General features: G+C 29.4%; 22 protein-coding genes. 19 read left to right on the plus strand and 3 right to left on the minus strand.

The genetic code is table 11. The annotated features are described in order from the left end of the window. The first annotated feature begins 115 nt into the window (after positions 1 to 115). Positions 116 to 517 (plus strand): hypothetical protein, encoded by a 402-nt coding sequence (locus tag HRT41_04395; protein NQY23247.1) that lies wholly within the window; start codon positions 116 to 118, stop codon positions 515 to 517. Positions 518 to 530: 13 nt separating this feature from the next. On the opposite strand, the gene recO is transcribed toward HRT41_04395, so the two are convergent. After that, on the minus strand, positions 531 to 1,148 hold the full coding sequence (recO, locus tag HRT41_04400) for a recombination protein RecO (GenBank protein ID NQY23248.1): 618 nt from the start codon (positions 1,146 to 1,148) through the stop codon (positions 531 to 533). Further along, positions 1,148 to 1,420: a hypothetical protein gene (locus HRT41_04405; protein ID NQY23249.1), complete on the minus strand. Its 273-nt coding sequence runs from the start codon at positions 1,418 to 1,420 to the stop codon at positions 1,148 to 1,150. Before HRT41_04405 ends, recO begins: the two co-directional genes overlap by 1 nt. 112 nt (positions 1,421 to 1,532) lie before the next feature. Between HRT41_04405 and HRT41_04410 the strand changes: the two genes are divergently transcribed. After that, positions 1,533 to 1,844, plus strand: coding sequence for a pyrimidine/purine nucleoside phosphorylase (locus tag HRT41_04410; GenBank protein ID NQY23250.1), 312 nt, complete (start codon positions 1,533 to 1,535; stop codon positions 1,842 to 1,844). Positions 1,845 to 1,901: 57 nt separating this feature from the next. On the opposite strand, the gene HRT41_04415 is transcribed toward HRT41_04410, so the two are convergent. Continuing rightward, positions 1,902 to 2,285 (minus strand): dethiobiotin synthase, encoded by a 384-nt coding sequence (locus HRT41_04415; protein NQY23251.1) that lies wholly within the window; start codon positions 2,283 to 2,285, stop codon positions 1,902 to 1,904. 253 nt (positions 2,286 to 2,538) lie between these two features. On the opposite strand from HRT41_04415, the gene HRT41_04420 reads away from it, so the two are divergent. From HRT41_04420 to HRT41_04500, 17 genes are all read left to right on the plus strand, one after another. Then, positions 2,539 to 3,867 (plus strand): nodulation protein NfeD, encoded by a 1,329-nt coding sequence (locus HRT41_04420; protein ID NQY23252.1) that lies wholly within the window; start codon positions 2,539 to 2,541, stop codon positions 3,865 to 3,867. Then, positions 3,864 to 4,607 (plus strand): slipin family protein, encoded by a 744-nt coding sequence (locus tag HRT41_04425; protein ID NQY23253.1) that lies wholly within the window; start codon positions 3,864 to 3,866, stop codon positions 4,605 to 4,607. The genes HRT41_04420 and HRT41_04425 overlap by 4 nt, the downstream gene beginning before the upstream one ends. A gap of 203 nt (positions 4,608 to 4,810) precedes the next feature. After that, the gene (locus HRT41_04430; GenBank protein NQY23254.1) at positions 4,811 to 5,644 is read left to right on the plus strand and encodes a thiamine-phosphate kinase; all 834 of its coding nucleotides are present in this window, start codon (positions 4,811 to 4,813) and stop codon (positions 5,642 to 5,644) included. 9 nt (positions 5,645 to 5,653) lie between these two features. Further along, positions 5,654 to 6,715: a tRNA pseudouridine(13) synthase TruD gene (truD, locus tag HRT41_04435; GenBank protein NQY23255.1), complete on the plus strand. Its 1,062-nt coding sequence runs from the start codon at positions 5,654 to 5,656 to the stop codon at positions 6,713 to 6,715. 71 nt (positions 6,716 to 6,786) lie between these two features. Beyond that, a complete protein-coding gene (locus HRT41_04440) occupies positions 6,787 to 7,146 on the plus strand; it encodes a hypothetical protein (GenBank protein NQY23256.1) in 360 nt (119 codons plus the stop codon). Positions 7,147 to 7,266: 120 nt separating this feature from the next. After that, positions 7,267 to 7,827, plus strand: coding sequence for a Holliday junction branch migration protein RuvA (gene ruvA, locus HRT41_04445; protein NQY23257.1), 561 nt, complete (start codon positions 7,267 to 7,269; stop codon positions 7,825 to 7,827). Between the two features lie 8 nt (positions 7,828 to 7,835). Further along, positions 7,836 to 8,876 (plus strand): D-alanine--D-alanine ligase, encoded by a 1,041-nt coding sequence (locus tag HRT41_04450; GenBank protein ID NQY23258.1) that lies wholly within the window; start codon positions 7,836 to 7,838, stop codon positions 8,874 to 8,876. Further along, entirely contained in the window at positions 8,876 to 9,595 is a 720-nt protein-coding gene (locus HRT41_04455; protein ID NQY23259.1) for an alpha/beta hydrolase, read from the plus strand. The genes HRT41_04450 and HRT41_04455 overlap by 1 nt, the downstream gene beginning before the upstream one ends. Next, positions 9,582 to 11,015, plus strand: coding sequence for a UDP-N-acetylmuramoyl-tripeptide--D-alanyl-D-alanine ligase (locus HRT41_04460; protein NQY23260.1), 1,434 nt, complete (start codon positions 9,582 to 9,584; stop codon positions 11,013 to 11,015). Before HRT41_04455 ends, HRT41_04460 begins: the two co-directional genes overlap by 14 nt. A 16-nt stretch (positions 11,016 to 11,031) precedes the next feature. Next, the gene (locus HRT41_04465) at positions 11,032 to 11,520 is read left to right on the plus strand and encodes an HIT domain-containing protein (protein ID NQY23261.1); all 489 of its coding nucleotides are present in this window, start codon (positions 11,032 to 11,034) and stop codon (positions 11,518 to 11,520) included. 1 nt (position 11,521) lies between these two features. Further along, positions 11,522 to 11,926, plus strand: a complete 405-nt coding sequence (locus tag HRT41_04470; protein NQY23262.1) for a hypothetical protein — start codon at positions 11,522 to 11,524, stop codon at positions 11,924 to 11,926. 212 nt (positions 11,927 to 12,138) lie between these two features. Next, positions 12,139 to 13,584, plus strand: a complete 1,446-nt coding sequence (locus HRT41_04475; GenBank protein ID NQY23263.1) for an aldehyde dehydrogenase family protein — start codon at positions 12,139 to 12,141, stop codon at positions 13,582 to 13,584. Positions 13,585 to 13,658: 74 nt separating this feature from the next. Then, positions 13,659 to 14,759, plus strand: coding sequence for an ABC transporter ATP-binding protein (locus HRT41_04480; GenBank protein ID NQY23264.1), 1,101 nt, complete (start codon positions 13,659 to 13,661; stop codon positions 14,757 to 14,759). A gap of 80 nt (positions 14,760 to 14,839) precedes the next feature. Beyond that, positions 14,840 to 15,859: an ABC transporter substrate-binding protein gene (locus HRT41_04485; protein NQY23265.1), complete on the plus strand. Its 1,020-nt coding sequence runs from the start codon at positions 14,840 to 14,842 to the stop codon at positions 15,857 to 15,859. 28 nt (positions 15,860 to 15,887) lie between these two features. Beyond that, entirely contained in the window at positions 15,888 to 17,111 is a 1,224-nt protein-coding gene (locus HRT41_04490; protein ID NQY23266.1) for an ABC transporter permease, read from the plus strand. Positions 17,112 to 17,115: 4 nt separating this feature from the next. After that, entirely contained in the window at positions 17,116 to 17,958 is an 843-nt protein-coding gene (locus HRT41_04495) for an ABC transporter permease (protein ID NQY23267.1), read from the plus strand. A gap of 41 nt (positions 17,959 to 17,999) precedes the next feature. Continuing rightward, the gene (locus HRT41_04500; protein ID NQY23268.1) at positions 18,000 to 19,310 is read left to right on the plus strand and encodes an aminotransferase class III-fold pyridoxal phosphate-dependent enzyme; all 1,311 of its coding nucleotides are present in this window, start codon (positions 18,000 to 18,002) and stop codon (positions 19,308 to 19,310) included. Positions 19,311 to 19,334 lie beyond the last annotated feature (24 nt).

Genomic DNA, 19,334 nt, shown 5'->3' on the forward strand with positions numbered 1-19,334 from the left:
TTTTAAAAATCACTATCATATCTTACTAAAAACTATATATCAGAAACACTAGATTAAAATCATCTAAATAATATTTATTATTTGTTATACTTCTTTATAATTATAAGGAAGAATTTTGAAAAAAATTAAAAATATTCTATATCTTTTACTTCTAATAATATTATCACTAAATTTTTTATTTTTTGGAATTGATTCTTTTATCGGCTTAATCTTTTCAAGTTTTATGATACTGATACTATTGCCCTTATTTATATTTATGCAATCTTTTCCAAGAGTAGTTTCTTTAAAAAAGGAACTCCCTTTAGGTCTTGTATATGAAACAATATTTAAAAAGAAGATGAAGGTTAATACTAATTTACTTTATTTGATTATTATTGTCTTTCTAGTTATTGATTATTTAAGTAATGGGTTAAAAGGAATATTCGAATCTTTATTAACTTATTGGTTTGCTGCTGCAACTTTGTGGCTAATTTTACTCTTATCCTATTCTTATCACTTGTATATTAATGAGGATTAAGAAATTAAACCTTCTAAATCCCCTGAACCAATATCTTCCAAAGATAATCCACTTCTTCATCACTAAATGATATCAAAGACTTATCTTCAAACAATTCTTGAATCTTATAAAAATCAAACTTTTTAGAAAAAGTACAGTTGGGATGCACAGGCATAAAACTTCGCACCAGTGATACTTCATGTTCAATGGGGACTTCACACAAGAGACAGATATAATCATTATGCAAACGCCCTTCAAATTCAAGCAGTTTTATATAAGCTTGACAGATGGCTCTTTTGGCATTTTGTTTGGAGATTGAACTTATTAGTTCATTTAATAAAGTGCAGTAGAAAGGATCCACTTCTTCTACATCTTTAAGGTGGGGATAAAAGAGTTTGAGGAAACGCTGCCATAAATAAAGCTTGTCTTTATCAAAAATCCAAGGGAAACCAAGATGCATTACATCTTTTAATCTTGGAATGGTAGATTTGTAATTGCTTTCTAATTCAAAATCAATTTTATAACCAATATTAATAGTAGAGTGTCTGGCACCATAAAATCTATAAGTAGAGTACAAATGATTGTCACTCAATATTAGTACTATTAAATCATCATCTCTACATGGTTTAATATCGATTATAAAACCCTGCATTAATCTTCTTCTAAATCCTCGTCTTCTTGTTTCATTTCTTCTAGTTCTTCTATGATTTCAGCAGCTTCTTCTTCATCCATCTCACCTTTTTCAATATCTTTCAACATCTCACGAAAATCAGTTTGCAACTCTTGCATGTTTTTTAACTCTTCTTTTGTATCAATTGTGTCATTCTTTTTAGCAACAAGCTCAAATAACTCATCAATATAATCTTCTAAGTCAACGATAATATCTTGCGTTAATAATTCTTTTAATTCTTCAACTTTTGTCATGCTTAATCCTAATTTTTTAATCTCATAATTATAACAAAATAAACCAGCAATTTGCTTGTATTTATCTCTTTTGTGTTAATATATATGTATAAATATAAGGAGATATTCACAAATGAAATTTGAAAATGTAACAATAGAAAAAGAAGCAAATATATTATTTGAAGGCAATATTACTAGTAGAAGTATACTTTTTGAAGATGGTTCAAGAAAAACACTGGGGATTATGTTACCAGGTGAATATGAACTAAACTCTATTCATGAAGAAATTATGGAAATAAAACGGGGTGAATTAGAAGTTATGCTTCCTGCACAAGAATGGAAAAAAGTAGTTGGTCCATCAACTTTTAATGTTCCTGCTAATTCAAAATTTAAATTAAGAGTACATACCTTAACTGATTACTGTGCTTCGTTTATTAAATACTAATTTAAAAAGTATATAAAAAAAGGCTGAGTTTAACTCAGCCTTTTTTTTATAATATTCTTATGAAACTAAAACAGTTTTAGCTGTTGATTCCCAAATACCATGTTTTGTACAGTATCCTTGTGCTACAAGATTAAGTTTTTTCCCTTTAGCTCTGATATTAAAAGTAACTTCTGCATGCGATTTTTCATTCCCTAATGTTCCAGGAACAAATTCTGTTTTTGCTAATAATGTTTCAGCATTAAACAATGAAATACTTGCAATATAATGATCAAAATCATCTGGGTGACTGTATTCGTTTCCCATTTTTACAGTAACTTTAAACATTTCACCCTCTTGTGCTTTTTCTTCACAGTGAATGAAAGGGGAGTGTCTATCTATTAAATCTTTTTTAGTTTCTCTCTCAATTGTATCTATATCGACATATTTATTAATTTTTGGCATTTATATTTCTCCTAAATTGAAATTTTGGGATTATACAATAATAATTTTAAAAAGTTTGGATAGCTTCGTTATTTTCTAAAGCAATCTTGTTTAATAGTTCAGCTTCAATTGTATTAAATACTAAAGCTGAACTATTTTATTAAAATAGAATAGTTGAATGTTTAGTTTAATTTTTAAATCTAATAAAATATTTTATTTAAAACTTTGAATTTTGGGAGTATTATTAAGAGTAAACATAAATAAAGGAACAAAAATGAAAGTGATATTTTGTTTTTTCTTTTTTTTCTCTTTTCTTTTATCCCAAACTACAATAACTCATATTAAAATTCATAATGCTATTTCACCTGGAACTGCCCAATACCTAAAAGATGCCTTTCTTCAGAGTAAAGAAGATAAAACATCTTTAATGTTAATTGAACTTGATACTCCAGGTGGTTTAGCTACTTCCATGAGAGAAATGATTCAGAATATCTTAAATTCAGATATTCCCGTAATAATGTTTGTTTCACCTAAAGGCTCACGAGCAGCAAGTGCAGGTACTTATTTAATGTATGCTTCTCATATTGCAGCAATGACACCAGGAAGTAATATAGGAGCAGCCACCCCTGTTAATTTAATGCAAGCCCCCAAAGCTCCAAAAATCATAAATAAAGAAGATGATAAAAATGATTCTCTTAATAAAAAAATAAGCAATAACAAAACAGCCATGGAAAAAAAAGTCATTAATGATGCAATTGCATATATAAAAAGTATTGCAGAATTTAAAAATAGAAATATTTCTTGGGCTATAGAAGCCGTAAAAGAAGGAAAAAGTATTTCTGCACAAGAAGCTTTAAAATTAAACGTAATTGATTTTGTTGCTTTGGATGTGGATGATTTATTAAAACAAATAAACAATAAAGAAGTTTTTCTTAATGGAGAAAAAGTGCGTATTAATACAAAAAATCGAACACTTAAATTCTTTGAGGCTTCTTTTAAAACAGAAGTATTAATGATTATTTCAAATCCAAGTTTTGCTTATGCTTTTTTAATACTTGCAATGTATGGAATATTCTTTGAAATGATGAATCCTGGCTCTATTTTTCCAGGCGTGATTGGTGCATTTTTTGCTCTGCTTTCAATGTATGCTTTAAACATCTTACCTTTTTCTTATGTGGGCTTATTATTAATCTTACTGGGAATCGCTTTTATGTTAAGTGAAGTTTTTATTTCAGGTTTTGGTATTTTAGGTTTAGTAGGACTTATTTCTTTTACTTTGGGTTCTTTTATGTTATTTGATGAACAAACCTTAGGGCAAGATATATCTTCTTCTTTAATAATATCTTTCTCTCTTGTTTCTTTGGCTTTTTTTGTTTTTTTGATGGCATTTTTATTAAAGATAAGAAAAAAAGATCCGATTAGTGGAATACATACCCTTATTGGAGTAGAAGTTGAAATACTCTCGACAGATGAAAATAATTATAAAGTTTCATGTAATGGTGAGATTTGGAATGCTATAAGTGTAGAAAAATTAAAAATAAATGAAAAAGCAATCATTACAAATATAAAATCTTTAATACTAGAAATAAGGAGAATAAAATGACTTCATTTATAATCTTATATATATTAATCTTTGTTCTTGCTCTTTTAGTTTTGTCTATTCGTATTTTAAGAGAATATGAAAGAGCAGTTGTTTTTACATTAGGAAGATTTTCAGGAGTAAAAGGACCTGGTTTGATAATTATTATTCCTTTGGTTCAACAAACAGTAAGAGTTGATTTAAGAACCATTGTTTTAGATGTTCCTACCCAAGATGTAATTTCTCATGATAATGTTTCTGTACATGTAAATGCTGTTTTATATTTTAGAGTTACTGATCCAGAAAAAGCAATTATTCAAGTAGAGAATTTTCATATGGCTACAAGCCAATTAGCGCAAACAACCCTTAGGTCTGTTCTAGGAGGACATGAGTTAGATGAAATGTTAAGTGAGAGGGATAAGTTAAATACAGATATTCAAGATATTTTAGACAAACAAACAGATATTTGGGGAATAAAAATCTCTAATGTTGAAATTAAACATATTGATTTAGATGAAAGTATGATTAGAGCAATTGCAAAACAAGCTGAAGCTGAAAGAGAAAGAAGAGCGAAAGTAATTAATTCTAAAGGAGAGTTAGAAGCCAGCGAAAATATATTAAAAGCTGCAAATGTAATGGGTCAAAATCCACTTGCAATTCAGTTACGATATTTGCAAACCTTAAGTGATATCTCAAGTGATAGAACAAATACTGTGGTATTTCCTTTCCCCAGTGATTTTGCTTCTTTATTAAAAAGCAAATAAATACAGAGGAAAAGATAAGGATTTATTGTTTTTTTGCTAAGTCTTTACTTGCATCTGTATCAATAATATCCATATTAAAATATTTTGTCATTTTTAGTCCTTTGTTAAAAGAGTATACAAAAATAAAGATTAAAACTTTATGATAACTATTATCATAAAGTGCATAAGTTGCTTCATTAAGTACTTATGCTAATATTCATTTTATGAACAAAGAAGATTTTTTTATTAAACAATTTATACCATCAAAGCGTGAGAATAACTTCATTGGCGACGATGCAGCCGTAATTGGTGAAGATGTTTATTCCATGGATGCATTTTTTGAAAATGTACATTTTAAAAGAAAATGGTTTACATTAAAACAAATCGCAAAAAAAGCAATGTTGGTTAATATTTCAGATGCAATAGTAATGAACGCAGTTCCTAAATATGCTCTTTTATCTGTAGCAATCCCTAAAACGTACAGTAAAAAAGATTTAAAAGAATTGGCAAGCGGTTTTAAAGCAGTTGCCAAACAATATGGTATTACTATTATTGGTGGAGATACAATTGTAAATGAAAAACTTGATATTTCAATTACTATTATTTCAAAAACAAAAAAAGCCATTTACAGAACAGGTACTAAAAAAAATGATCTCTTGTGTTACACTGGAAGTTTGGGTGAGTGTAAAAGAGATTTAGAAATACTTTTAAATGAGGGAAGTATTGCTTCCAAATCTAAATTTATAAAACCAAAATTAAAAGCTGAATTTTTTTATGAGATTGTACCTTTTATTCATTCTGCATTAGATATATCAGATGGTTTGGTTTTTGAGTTAGAGCGTTTAAGCAAAGCCAATAAGCTAGGTTTTGAGTTTTTTAATGATTTAAGTGAAGAAATCATTACTTCAGGAGAAGAGTATGAAATACTTTTTTCTTTTAAAGAAAAGAATAGAAAAATTATAGAAAAAATTGCAAAAAAACATAAAGTAGAATTAAACATTTTTGCTAAAGCAGTTAAGGGGTCTTATAAAAGCCCTTTTGCTAATCACCATTTTTAAGGACAATACTTGAACAAACAATATTATTTAAACCATTCGAAAATTGACGTTTTATTTAAACAAAATAAAGATGATTTCTGTGTAACAGAAATTCCTTTATATGAATTTAGCGGAACGGGTGAACATTTAGTTATCAAAATAAGAAAAAAAGATTTAGCTACTTGGGATGCTGTTGAAATTATAGCAAAACACTTAGGGTGCAGACCTAGAGATATTGGATATGCTGGATTAAAAGATAAAAATGCTTTAACCATTCAAAGTATTTCTGTACATAAACAATATGAAGAAAAATTAAATTCTTTTTCTCATAAAAATATTAAAATTTTAAGTACTACTTATCATGATAATAAAATTAAAGTAGGACATTTAAAAGGGAATAGTTTTTTTATAAGACTTAAAAGAGTAACAGTAATAGAAGCTAATAAAATACAACAAGTATTAAAAACAATTACACAGCACGGAATTCCAAATTATTTTGGTTTTCAGAGATTTGGAATTGATGGAGATAATTACAAAAAAGGTAAAGATATAATTGATGGGAAACTAAAAGAGAAAAGAAGAAACTTATCTCAAATGTATGTTAATGCCTATCAAAGTCATTTATTTAATTCATGGTTAAGTTCACGTATTGAAGTATCAAAACTCGTAGCTGCTTTTGAGCCTAAAGTAATATGCGAAAAACTTGATTTACCTTTAGATATTGTAAAATCTATGAAAAAACAAGCCCACCCTTTTAAATTATTACCTGGAGATTTAATGTCTCATTACCCTTATGGAAAAATTTTCCATGTAGAAGCATTGGAAGAAGAAGCAGGTAAGTTTAATTTAAGAGACAGAGTTGCAACGGGTTTATTAGCGGGTAAAAAAGTTAAAAAATCAATAGATTTAGCATACAAATATGAAGAAGAATTTGATCTTGAAACAAAAGAAGATGGTACACGAAGATTTGCATGGATTTTCCCAAGTGAAATTCAAAGCAATTATAAAGAAGATAAAAATTGGTTTGAATTACAGTTTGATTTACCAAAAGGTTCTTATGCGACAGAAGTTATTTCAGAGCTGATTCACTAAGAAAATAAATTATTTTCATATTTTTTAAGTAAAATATAGATAAACTTTTCTACTAAATAAAAAGGGTTATTATGAAATATGAAAATTTAATTACTCAACTGTGTGAAGTAATCAAAGAATCAGAGGTAAATGGGGTTGAAATTTACGATAAATTAGAGCAAATTACCTCTCTTTTAGATGACTGTAAAATACCAATGCACATACAAGAGAAGTTTACAAATTTAATTTCTGACTCTATGGGATTAATTCAACATCAAGATCTTCATCGTCAAAAAATTGAGAGAGTTGTGAATACTGTTTGTGAGTTAAATGATATAGATTCAAGTCAATATAATTTAGCATCTTCTGCTAAACACTTAAGTGGTGATGATACGGAAGACTTAGTATCTGATGCTGATATAGAAGAATTGATTAAACAAATGGCAAAATAAACGTCAAAAATATTTGTTTTGTACAAGAAATATTTAGCTCTCTTGTACAAAGAATCTGCATGTGCTTTAAGTTGCATTATTATATACTTAAAAAAATTTATTAATGGATAAATATTAGATATGATAGTTGGAATAGAAGGTACAATTGAAAAAAAAGAACCAACTCTGGTTCATATAAATACCTCAGGTTTAATTTATGAAGTAAGTGTTTCTCTTAACTGCAGCTCCAAAATAACGGATAAGAGAGTAAAACTACTTACTACTCATATTATTAGAGAAGATGCTCAGTTATTGTTTGGTTTTTTGGACTACAATGAAAAAAAACTATTTGATACAGTAATTAAAATAAATGGAGTAGGACCTAAGGTAGCTCTAGCTATTTGTTCAACCTTTACCCCTTCGTCTTTTTCTCAAATTGTTTCAAGCAATGATGTTTCTATGTTAAAAAGAGTTCCAGGGATTGGACCTAAGGGTGCGAGTAGGTTATTGGTTGAATTAACTGGTTTTGTTATTGATGGAAATGCCAATGACAGTGATTTAGGTAATCATATGTTAGAAGCATCTATGGCCTTAGAATCTTTGGGGTTCAAAAAAGATGTTGTTTCTAAAATATTAAATACTTGTAAATCTACAAATACGAGTGAATTGGTGCGAGAAGCACTTAAAAAATTACAAAAATAAGGTTGAGTGTGAATAGAAAAATTGTTATAGTATTTGGTGGTGTTAGTTTTGAACATGAGATTTCTATAGTATCTGCTATTGCTATGAAAGAAGTTTTACAAGCTGAATTACATTATGTTTTTTTAGATGGGGCGCGAAATTTTTATTATATTCCCAATGAGCGTTTAAATGCAAAACTTTTCTCAAGTGGAAAATACAAAAAATGTGACAAACTGACTTTAGGAAAAGAAGGTTTTATCAAAAAATCTGTTTTTTCAACATCTGTTATTCCTTGTGATGTTATCTTAAATTTAATACACAGTGGAGATGGAGAAGATGGTACTTTAAGTGCTATGTTTGATTTTTATTCTCTGCCTTATATAGGTCCACGAAAAGAAGCTTGTGCAATTAGTATTAACAAATTTTTAACAAAAGGGTATGCTTCTTCTTTAAATATTAAAACAATGAATTATCAATACTATAACAAAGGCGAAATTGTAAGAGTAAAAGAATATCCAGTAATAGTTAAACCAGTACGTTTAGGTTCTTCTATCGGCGTTAGTATTGTAAAAGAAGAAGCAGATTTACTTTATGCGCTGGATGTTGCTTATGAATATGACAATGCAATTATTATAGAACCTTTTGTTTCTAATATTGAAGAGTATAATGTGGCTGGTTGTAAAATTGAAGGTGAGTTTGTTTTGTCTTTAGTAGAAGAACCACAGAAATCTGAATTCTTAGATTTTGAAAAAAAGTACCTTGATTTTTCAAGAACATCAACAGTACAAGAAGCTAATATATCGAGTGAATTAAAAAATGCTTTAAAAGATGCATTTAAAAAAATATACAATACTCTTTTTGATGGATCAATGATACGTTGTGATTTTTTTGTTATTAATAATGTGGTTTATTTAAATGAAATCAATCCTATTCCTGGTTCTATGTCTAATTATTTGTATGAAGATTTTTCAAGTACATTAGTATCTTTATCATATGACTTACCAAAAATACAAAACATTACTATTTCTTACGATTATGTGAATAAAATACAAAGTGCTAAAGGAAAATAGTGGCACGCAAAAACATTGAAGTCGATAACAAACATTTTGATATCTCATATGAAATTCTTAATCCTAGAGGAAAAAAGAATTTAATTATACTTCATGGTTGGGCTTCATCAAAAGATTTGATGAAAAATGTTTTTTCCCCTTATTTGAAAAACTATAAACATATATATATTGATTTACCAGGTTTTGGTAAATCTCCTACAAAAGAAGTTTTGGACGTTTATTTGTATACTAAAATTATTGATGCTTTTTTAAACAGTATTGATGCTTCAAAAGATATTATTATGGGACATTCTTATGGTGGGAAAGTAGCAACTTTATTAAATCCCAAAAATTTAGTACTTTTAAGTTCTGCTGGAATTATTGAAGAAAAATCTGCACAAGTAAAATTAAAAATTAAATTGAGTAAAATATTAAATACAATGGGTTTATCTAAAATCACTAAGTTATTTCGTTCAAAAGATGTAGATAATATGAGCGAGAATATGTATGCTACTTTTAAAAATGCTTTAAAAGAAGACTTAAGGGAAGAGTTTAAAAACTTTTCTAATAAAGCCTTTATATTTTGGGGAGAAGAAGATACGGCCGCTAGTTTTACTGCTGGCAAACAAATTCATGTACTGATAAAAAACTCTGAAATGATATCTTATAAAGATGATCACTTTTTTTTCATGAAACATGCAAAAGACATCACACAAAGAATAGAACATGGAATATCTTAATATATTTACGCACATTATTTTAATAATGACTTTAGGTTGGTATTTAATTACAAACTTACAATGGTATAACTACAAGTTAGAGAGAGTTATTTTAAAACATCATAAACAGCACTGGCATATTTTATATTTCATAACGCCTATTGTTATGTACTATTTATTAGAACCTTTATATTTTAATGTTTATTTTTATGTTCTGTATTTAAGTTCATTTATTTTATGGAATAGAAAACTGGACAGAAATTTGGTTTTAACGTCGAGGGTTAAACGCTTTTTATCTCTTCTTTTATTAATTACGTTCTTTTTAAATGTACTTTGTTTATTGGGGAATTGTAATGAAATAGCTGTATTTATTCCTTTAATTGCTGCTTATGTAGTGTCTACTTTATTGGAAAAAATGTTTGCGACTTCTTTTAAACATCAAGCGAAAAAGCGTTTATCCAAGATGAATAATTTAAAAATTGTAGCTATTACTGCATCCTACGGTAAAACATCTATCAAAAATTATTTGCATCAAGTATTAAAAAGAAAATATATTACGTATAAAACACCACGATCGGTAAATACTATTGCTGGTATTGTTTTGGATGTAAATAAAGATTTGCCTGGAAATACTGATATTTATATAGCAGAAGCAGGTGCAAGAGTTAAGGGTGATATCGCAGAAATCACGAACTTTTTAGAACCGCAGTATTGTATTATTGGCTCAGTAGGGGAACAACATTTAGAATATTTTAAAACACTTGATAATATTATTCATACAAAAATGGAGCTATTAAGTTCTCCTAGAATGATAAAAGCTTTTGTTCATGATACTGTGCCTGTATTAAAATACGACAAAATTACTAAGTTTCCTAATAATTTAAATATTACTATGAGTAATTTAGATGGTATTTGGTTTGATGTTATTATTAATGATAAAGTAGAACATTTTCATGCGCCAATCTTAGGATCTTTTAATGCTATTAATTTAACTGCTGTTATTTTAATGTCTTTAGAACTAGGAATGAGTATTGATGAAATTAAAATTGCTTTGGATGAAATAGATGCCGTTCCTCACAGACTTCAAAAAATTGTTGCTGGTGGTAAAATTATAGTAGATGATTCTTTTAATGGAAACCTAGAGGGTATGTTAGAAGCAGTAAAAATCTCCACAACACATGATGGAAGAAAAGTTATTGTAACACCTGGGTTAGTTGAATCAACGCAAGAAGCCAATATCACTTTTGCAAAAGCAGTGAATGAAGTATTTGATTTTGTAATCATTACGGGTGCTTTAAATGAAAAAGTACTAAGAGAACATATTGATATTAATAAAACACTGTATTTAGTTGATAAATCTCAAATGGAAACTATTTTGGCAGAAAAAACAAAAGTAGGGGATTTGATTTTATTTGCAAATGATGCTCCTAATTTTATATAAGTACTAAGGATAAAGAATGGATAATATTTATGCGCCTTGGCGATACAATTATATAAGTGAAGATAAAATAGAAGGTTGCGTTTTTTGTCATATTTCAAACAATAAAGAAGATGAAAAACTGCAAGTACTTTTTCATGATTCTTTGTGTTATGTGGTTATGAATAAATTTCCTTACTCCCCTGGACATATTATGATAATTCCCCATCATCATACGTCTAATATTGAAGACTTAAGCGATGAAATATGGACTACAATGTCTTTACGTGTTAAACAAGGCGTAAAGATGCTAAAAGAAGTTATGCCAGCCCCTGGGGTTAATATTGGAATGAATCTAGGCAAAGCTGCAGGAGCTGGTATTGAGCAACATGTTCATTATCATTTATTACCAAGATGGAATGGGGATACAAATTTTATTACGACTATTGCAAATACAAGAGCTTATCCCGCAGATTTTGAAGCTATTTTTCAAAAACTAAAAGAACAAGCGGTTAAATATTTCATCTAAAATGAGTTTTGATAAAAACTACTTAAAAGAACTTGTTTTAAATGATAAAAATTTTACTAAGATTTTAAAAGAAGCCAGTACTGTTAATTTGATTTATTTGTCTTTTAATCCAACACTTACAAAAAAAATGATTAATACTTTATTTGAAAAGAATATTGAAAATATTAATGGAAATTTATTAAAAAACTCATTGTGTGAAGAATCAAAGATAAGAGAGTTTTTATCTTTAAAAGACAAAATCTATAATATTTGCATAGCTCACAATAAAGCCTTAAATAAATCTCTTTATGAAGAATTATTTATTCTAAATGATTATGATGTTAATATTTCTTTGTTTTTTAATACCAGTATTCCTAAAGATTTGAAATTATTATTACATTCTAAACTTAAACTTGATATTTCTTAGCGTACATAAATCCAACTAACCCACCATTTTATCCCTTCTTTAATTCTCTTTATCTTTTTTTTTGCTCTTAATATCTGCTTACTGTAAATTTACAAATTTATTCGTATTAGTACCATTTGAATACCCTTCTTCTATATCATCAAAGTATAAAAATAGTTTGTTAATTAAATTTTCAATCTTTTTTGATATCTGTCTACTATAAAAGGAATAAAATGGAATGTGTAAGAATAGAAAACTATATTAACGGTGAATTTGTAAATAGTTCATTAAATACTATGGATGTAAAAAGTCCAAGTGATGGGTCAACTATTGCAAGTGTTGTTTTAAGTACAAAAAATGAAGTAGAACAAGCGGTACAAGCTGCAAAAATTGCGCAAAAAGATTGGAAAAAATTAAGTTATAAACAACGTGCAAAATTCTTTTTTAAATATTTGGTTTTATTAGAAGAAAACAGAGAAAAAATGGCTCTTTGCATTCAAAAAGAAAATGGAAAAAGTATTCTAGATGCAAATGCAGAAGTTGATAAAGCCATTGAATTATGTGAGTTTGCTTGTTCTATTGCACAAGATGATGTTCATGCTATTTCTGAAGTAAGTACTGGAATTACCTGTAGTGAACAAAGACGACCTTTAGGTATAGTTTCTTCTATTTCTCCTTTTAATTTCCCTATTATGGTACCTCATTGGACTGTTTTAAATGCAATAATGATGGGAAATGCAATGATTTTAAAACCCTCTGAAATGACGCCTATTAGTGCTCAACATATGGCAAGACTGTTTAAAGAAGCAGGTTTTCCAGATGGAATATTTTCTGTTATTAATGGTGGGAAAGATGCAGTTGAAGCTATTTGTGATCATGAAGATATCAAAGCTTTATCTTTTGTAGGTTCAACTCCTGTTGCAAAAATAGTGTATAAAAGATCTACTTCAAATTTAAAAAGAGCGCTTTGTTTAGGCGGAGCTAAAAACTTCTTAATTCTTACTCCTGATGCAGAACCTAAAATGGCGGTTAGTGATATTATTGCGTCTTTTTCTGGAATGAATGGTCAGAGATGTATGGCAGCATCTGTTTTAGTTGCTGTTGGAAATTGTGATCATATTATTTCACAAGTAGTAGATGCAGTTAAAGAAATTTCGAATGACGAAAATTTAGCACCTGTTATTTCGAATGCTGCTGTAACAAACTTAAATACGTATATGGAAAAAGCACAAAAGAACGGGGCAAAAATTTTAGTAGATGGAAGCCAGTACAAAACAAATAAAAAAGGCTATTACACAGCACCTTCTATTATTGATTATAGAGAAGGTGGAACAATGGAAAAAGAAGAAGTTTTTGGTGCTGTTTTAGAAATCAAAGGCGCTTCAAGTTTAGAAGAAGCCTTAAGAGAACAAAATGATTCTCCTTATGGAAATGGTACTTCTATTTTTACTCAAAGTGGAAGAGTAAGTGAAGATGCGGTAAGAGAATTAGAAGCAGGAATGATTGGGGTTAATATTGGAATTCCAGTTCCAAGAGAGCCTTTTTCTTTTGGAGGAATTAAAGATTCTAAATTTGGATATGGAGATATCACAGGAAAACAATCTCTTAATTTTTGGAGTGATTTGATTAAAGTAACTACAAAATATTCAGGTGAAAACAAAATAGATTGGATGAGCTAAAATATTATTTTTTAATATTTAACTTTTTAATAAGTAGCTAGATTGACTTTAAATTAAGTATAAGAAAGGACATTATGGATTCTTCATATGTAGTATTTGAAAACGTAAAAAAGAGTTATGACAATAAAAATTTTGTTGTAAAGGATTTTAACCTTAACGTTAAAAAAGGCGAGTTTTTGACAATGTTAGGCCCATCAGGAAGTGGTAAAACAACTTGTTTGATGATGCTAGCTGGTTTTGAAGGCGTAACAAGTGGTGAAATTTATTTAAATGGAAAAGCAATAAAAGACATAGCACCACATAAAAGAAATATAGGCGTAGTTTTCCAAAATTATGCACTTTTCCCCCATATGACTATTGCTGAAAATTTGGCTTATCCTTTAAAGGTGAGAAAATTACCTAAGGCTGTTATTAAAGAAAAAGTTGATTATTATTTAAATCTTGTTGAATTAGAAGATTTTAAAGACAGATTTCCTTCCCAATTATCAGGAGGGCAAAAACAAAGAGTGGCACTTTCTAGGGTACTAATATATGAACCGGAAATTATTCTTATGGATGAACCTTTAGGTGCTTTGGATAAAAAACTAAGAGAACAAATGCAGTATGAAATTAAACGACTTCATGCAAAACTTGGTTTTACTGTTGTTTATATTACTCATGATCAAACAGAAGCCCTTACAATGTCTGACCGTATTGTTGTTTTTAATGATGGAATAGTGCAACAAATTGATGCGCCAATGAAGTTATATGAAGAACCAGCTAATTCTTTTGTAGCCAATTTTATGGGTGAAAATAACAAAATTACGGGCATAGCCCAAGACAAATGGCTTAATGACGAAAATATCATTAATGTGAAAACACCTTTTGGAATTGTAAAAGCTTTTAATGTTTTAAATCACAAAGAAGACGCGCCTGTTCTTTTATCAATTAGGCCAGAAAAGATTCTTTTAGATCCTTCCCCTGCGTTAGGTGTGAAAAACAATTTTAAAGCACTTATTGTAGATTTACTTTACATAGGAGATCATATTAGAGTTATTTTGCATATAGAAAATGATACACAAGACATTATTGTGAGACATGCAGTATCCCTTGATTCCAAAATCTACACCAAAGGTGAAACAGTCATGATTGGATGGCACCGACAAGATTGTCGGGCTTTAGATGTTTTGGATTAAATCAGTATAAGGAGTTTTAGAAAACAAGTACGTTTTAGGTTTGCAAATATGCATCAATTTAAATTATTAAAGGAAATACGATGAAAAGAATTATTTTAAGTATGTCACTAGTAGCAGTTGCTTCTTTAGCAGCACAAAGTTTAACAGTAATTTCATGGGGAGGAGATTATGGTAAAGCGCAAATGAAACATGCTATTACTCCTTTTGTTGCAAAAACAGGAGTTAAGGTTTTATTTGATGACTACAAAGGTGGAACAGCAGAAATAAAAGCACAAGTAGATTCTAAAAATGTTAAATGGGATGTAGTAGATATAGAATATATTGATTTAGAAAAAGCGTGTAGTGAAAATATGCTAGAAAGATTAGATACGTCATTTTTGCCAAAAGGTGAGAATGGGATGTCTGCTAAAAAAGATTTTTATCCTGCTGCACTAGCTAGTGAATGTGCTATTGGTAATATATATTGGTCAACTGTATTTGCATACAGTAAAAAACATATTGGTGCGAATAAACCTTCAAGCATTCAAGATTTTTTCGATCTAAAAAAGTTTCCTGGAAAAAGAGCAATGAGAAAAAGAGCTCAAATCAATTTAGAATGGGCATTAATTGCTGATGGTGTATCTAAAAGTAAAGTATACGAAGTATTAGAAACAGAAGCAGGACAAAAACGAGCTTTCAAAAAACTAGACACAATTAAAGAAAATATTATTTGGTTTGATTCATGGTCACAAGCTCCACAGTTGTTAAATGATGGTTCTGCTATTATGGCGCAATCTGCAAATGGAAGAATGACTGAATTTGAAATCGTTTGGGATGCTCAAGCTTTTGATTTAGATGGTTGGGCTATTGTAAAAGGTTCTAAAAACATTGAGTTAGCTAAAAAATTTATTGCTTTTGCAACGTCTACTAAAGCACTTGCTGGAATGCAAGATGTAAATTATGGACCTACTAGAGCTTCTTCATCTGCTTATATTCCAGAATCAAAACGAAATAAACTTCCTTCTGCTCACTTAGATGAAGGTTTTAAAGTTAATGGTATATTCTGGTCAGATTATGCAACAGAATTAAACGAAAAATATAACTCTTGGTTATTAAGATAAGAGTTAAATTCAATCTTGGAGTGAAAAAATGAACAATAATAAAAATTTTTTCAAAGCACAAGAAAGATTAGCAAAAATAAAGGCCTTCCTTTTGGTCACGCCTTTATTATTGTTTGTTTTGGTGTTCTTTGTTACCCCTATTTTATTAATACTTGTAAAAGCTGTCTATAACCCAAAGGTTAATACTTTAATCCCCCAAACGGTTATGGTTATTAAACAATATGATTATAAAAATGTCTTTCCTAAAGAAGAAGTAATAAAAGTGTTTTTAACAGAACTTCAAGTTTTATCAAAAAACAGAACAAGTGGAATTTTAGCTGAAGAGTTAAACCGACAAGTTTCTGGTTTTGGAAGTACTATTAAAAAAACTGCTAGAAAAATTAGAAAAGAAGATATAAATGCTATTTCTAATTATAAAGAATACCTTTTAAAAATTACAAAAAAATGGGATAATCCAAAGTTTTGGATTGCAATTCAGAGAAGTTATAGTAGTTTTACTTTCTCTAATATTTTAGCCGCTGTTGATCTTGAATATGATATGGATGGTAATATTGTACAAAAAGATGAATCGCAAAGAATATATTTTCCTATTTTAATAAAAACACTTTATATGGCTATATTGATTACATTTTTTACAATAATTTTAGCTTATCCTACGGCTTATTTTTTATCTACCTTGTCAAAAAGTAAAGCAAACTTATTAATGATTTTTGTACTCTTGCCTTTTTGGACATCACTTTTAGTACGTATTGTTTCTTGGATTACTTTATTACAAGAATATGGTGTTGTAAATGAGTTGTTATTGTATTTAAATATTATAGATAAACCTCTAGACATTGTTTTTAACCAGTTTGCAACCATTATTACAATGACACATATACTCTTGCCTTTTATGGTCTTGCCTTTATATGGTTCAATGCGAGCTATGGATATTACTTATGTAAAAGCGTCTGCTTCTTTAGGTGCAAATCCTTTTATGACTTTTTTCAAGATATATTTCCCACTTACTCTATCAGGGCTCAGCGCTGGTGCTGTTTTGGTATTTATTATCTCTATTGGTTATTACATTACGCCTGCACTAATAGGTGGCGTTGATGGACAAATGATTAGTAACTTGGTGGAGTTTCATATGAGAACATCAAATAACTGGGAATTGGCTTCTGCCATTGGTGGAATACTTTTATTTATTACATTAGCATTGTATGCAATCTATAACAGGTTGGTCGGTGTTGATAATATGAAATTAGGATAATAGCATGATGTATACATTAGAAAAACTATTTTATAAAAACTTTCATCATTTGATGAAGTTTTTTGCTTATGGGGTATTTTTATTTTTAATGCTTCCTATTTTAATACTTGTTCCTTTGTCCTTTAACGCGGGTTCTTTTTTTACTTTTACTGAAGAAATGTTACGTCTAGATCCTGCTGGATATTCGCTTCGTTGGTATGAAGCATTTTTTGCAGATCCTAAGTGGATGCTTGCTATTAAGAACTCTTTTATAATTGCAATTAGCAGTAGTCTTATTGCTGTTGTTTTAGGAACAGTAGCTTCTATTGGTTTAAATTCAGACAAAATGCCTTTTAGGTCTTTTATGATGGTAATACTTATTTCACCTATGATTATTCCTTTGATTATCTTGGCTGCTGGTATGTATTTCTTTTATTCATATATTGGCTTGTCTGGTTCATATACGGGTCTTATTATTGCTCATGCGATTTTAGGAGTTCCTTTTGTTGTTATTAATGTTTTATCCTCTTTAAATGCTTATGATTTAAATTTATCAAAAGCATCCACCAGTCTTGGTGCATCTAGAGTGTATACATTTTTTCATGTTATGTTTCCTTTGATTAAACCAGGGATTATATCAGGATGGCTTTTTGCTTTTATTACTTCTTTTGATGAAGTAATTATTATTATTTTCTTAGCAGGACCTGAGCAAAGAACAATCCCAAGGCAGATGTTTTCGGGATTAAGAGAACAAATTAGTCCTACCATATTAGCAGCGTCTACTTTGTTATTACTTTTATCTGTTGTGCTTCTTGTTAGCATACAGTATTTACAAAAAAAGAGTAATGAACAAAGAGGCATAGAATAAATTTAAAAATAAAAAATAGAATTAAAACTTAAAGGATAAATATGAGCAACATTAAAAATATGACTACACTTTGGAAACCTTTTACACCAAACAGAGAGTTTAATAAAAACCCAAGAATATTCACTTCTTCTGATGGAATGTATTATACAAGCGATAAAAATGAAAATGTTTTAGATGCTGTGTCTGGTTTATGGTGTTGTAATTTAGGAAATAACTATAAAAGCATTGTAAGTGCGATTAAAGACCAAAGTGAGATAATGTATTATTCTCCTGCTTTTCAAGTGGCACATCCACTGGAATATGAGCTTGCAAATGAGCTAATAAGTATAGCTCCCAAACACATCAAACACGTGTTTTTTGCAAATTCTGGTTCAGAAGCTGTAGAAAGTGCATTAAAAATGGCACTTGCTTATCAAAAAGCTATTGGGCAAGGTACACGAACCTTAGTTATTGGGCGCGAGAGTGCATATCATGGGGTTAATTTTGGTGGAATTTCAGTAGGTGGTTTGGTTAATAATAAAAGACAATATAATAATTTGATTAAAACCTTTCATATGCCGTGTATTTTAGATATTGAGAAAAACGCTTTTACAAAAGGAATGCCAAAACATGGGGCTATTAAAGCAGAAACTTTATTATCCCTTATTAATACTCATGGAGCAGAAAATATTGCAGCTGTAATAGTTGAGCCCGTAGCTGGATCAGCTGGGGTTCATATTCCTCCTGTTGGTTATTTAGAAAGGATTTCACAAATTTGTAAAGAAAATGGAATATTACTTATTTTTGACGAGGTAATTACAGGTTTTGGTCGTTTAGGTACTCCTTTTGCGGCCGATAAATTTGGAATAGAACCGGATATGATTACGTGTGCAAAAGGTCTTACTAATGGAGCTTCTCCTATGGGTGCAGTGTTAGCTAGTTCACAAGTGTATGATGGAATTGTTAATAACAGTAAAACACCTATAGAGTTTTTTCATGGGTATACCTACTCAGGACATCCCTTATCGTGTGCTGCTGGAATTGCCACTATTAAAGCTTATAAAGAAGAAAAATTCTTTGAAAAAGTAGCAGGAATGGAAGAATTTTGGCAAGAAGAGTTGCACTCTTTAAAAGATTGTTCGAATGTTATTGATATAAGAAATCTGGGCTTAGTAGGTGCGGTACAATTGTCCTCAAATACAAAAGGTCCTGGAATAAGAGGAAATGATATTTATTTAGAATGTTTTAAGAATAATCTTCTTGTACGAGCAACAGGAGATATTATTGCTTTATCACCTGCTTATATTGTGAGCAAAGATGAAATAAAACAAATTGTATCAATACTAAGAGATGCCATTAATAAAGTGGCATAAAAATAATACATCCGTGCAGGTGGG

Source organism: Campylobacteraceae bacterium, from assembly GCA_013215945.1.
GTDB lineage: Bacteria > Campylobacterota > Campylobacteria > Campylobacterales > Arcobacteraceae > NORP36.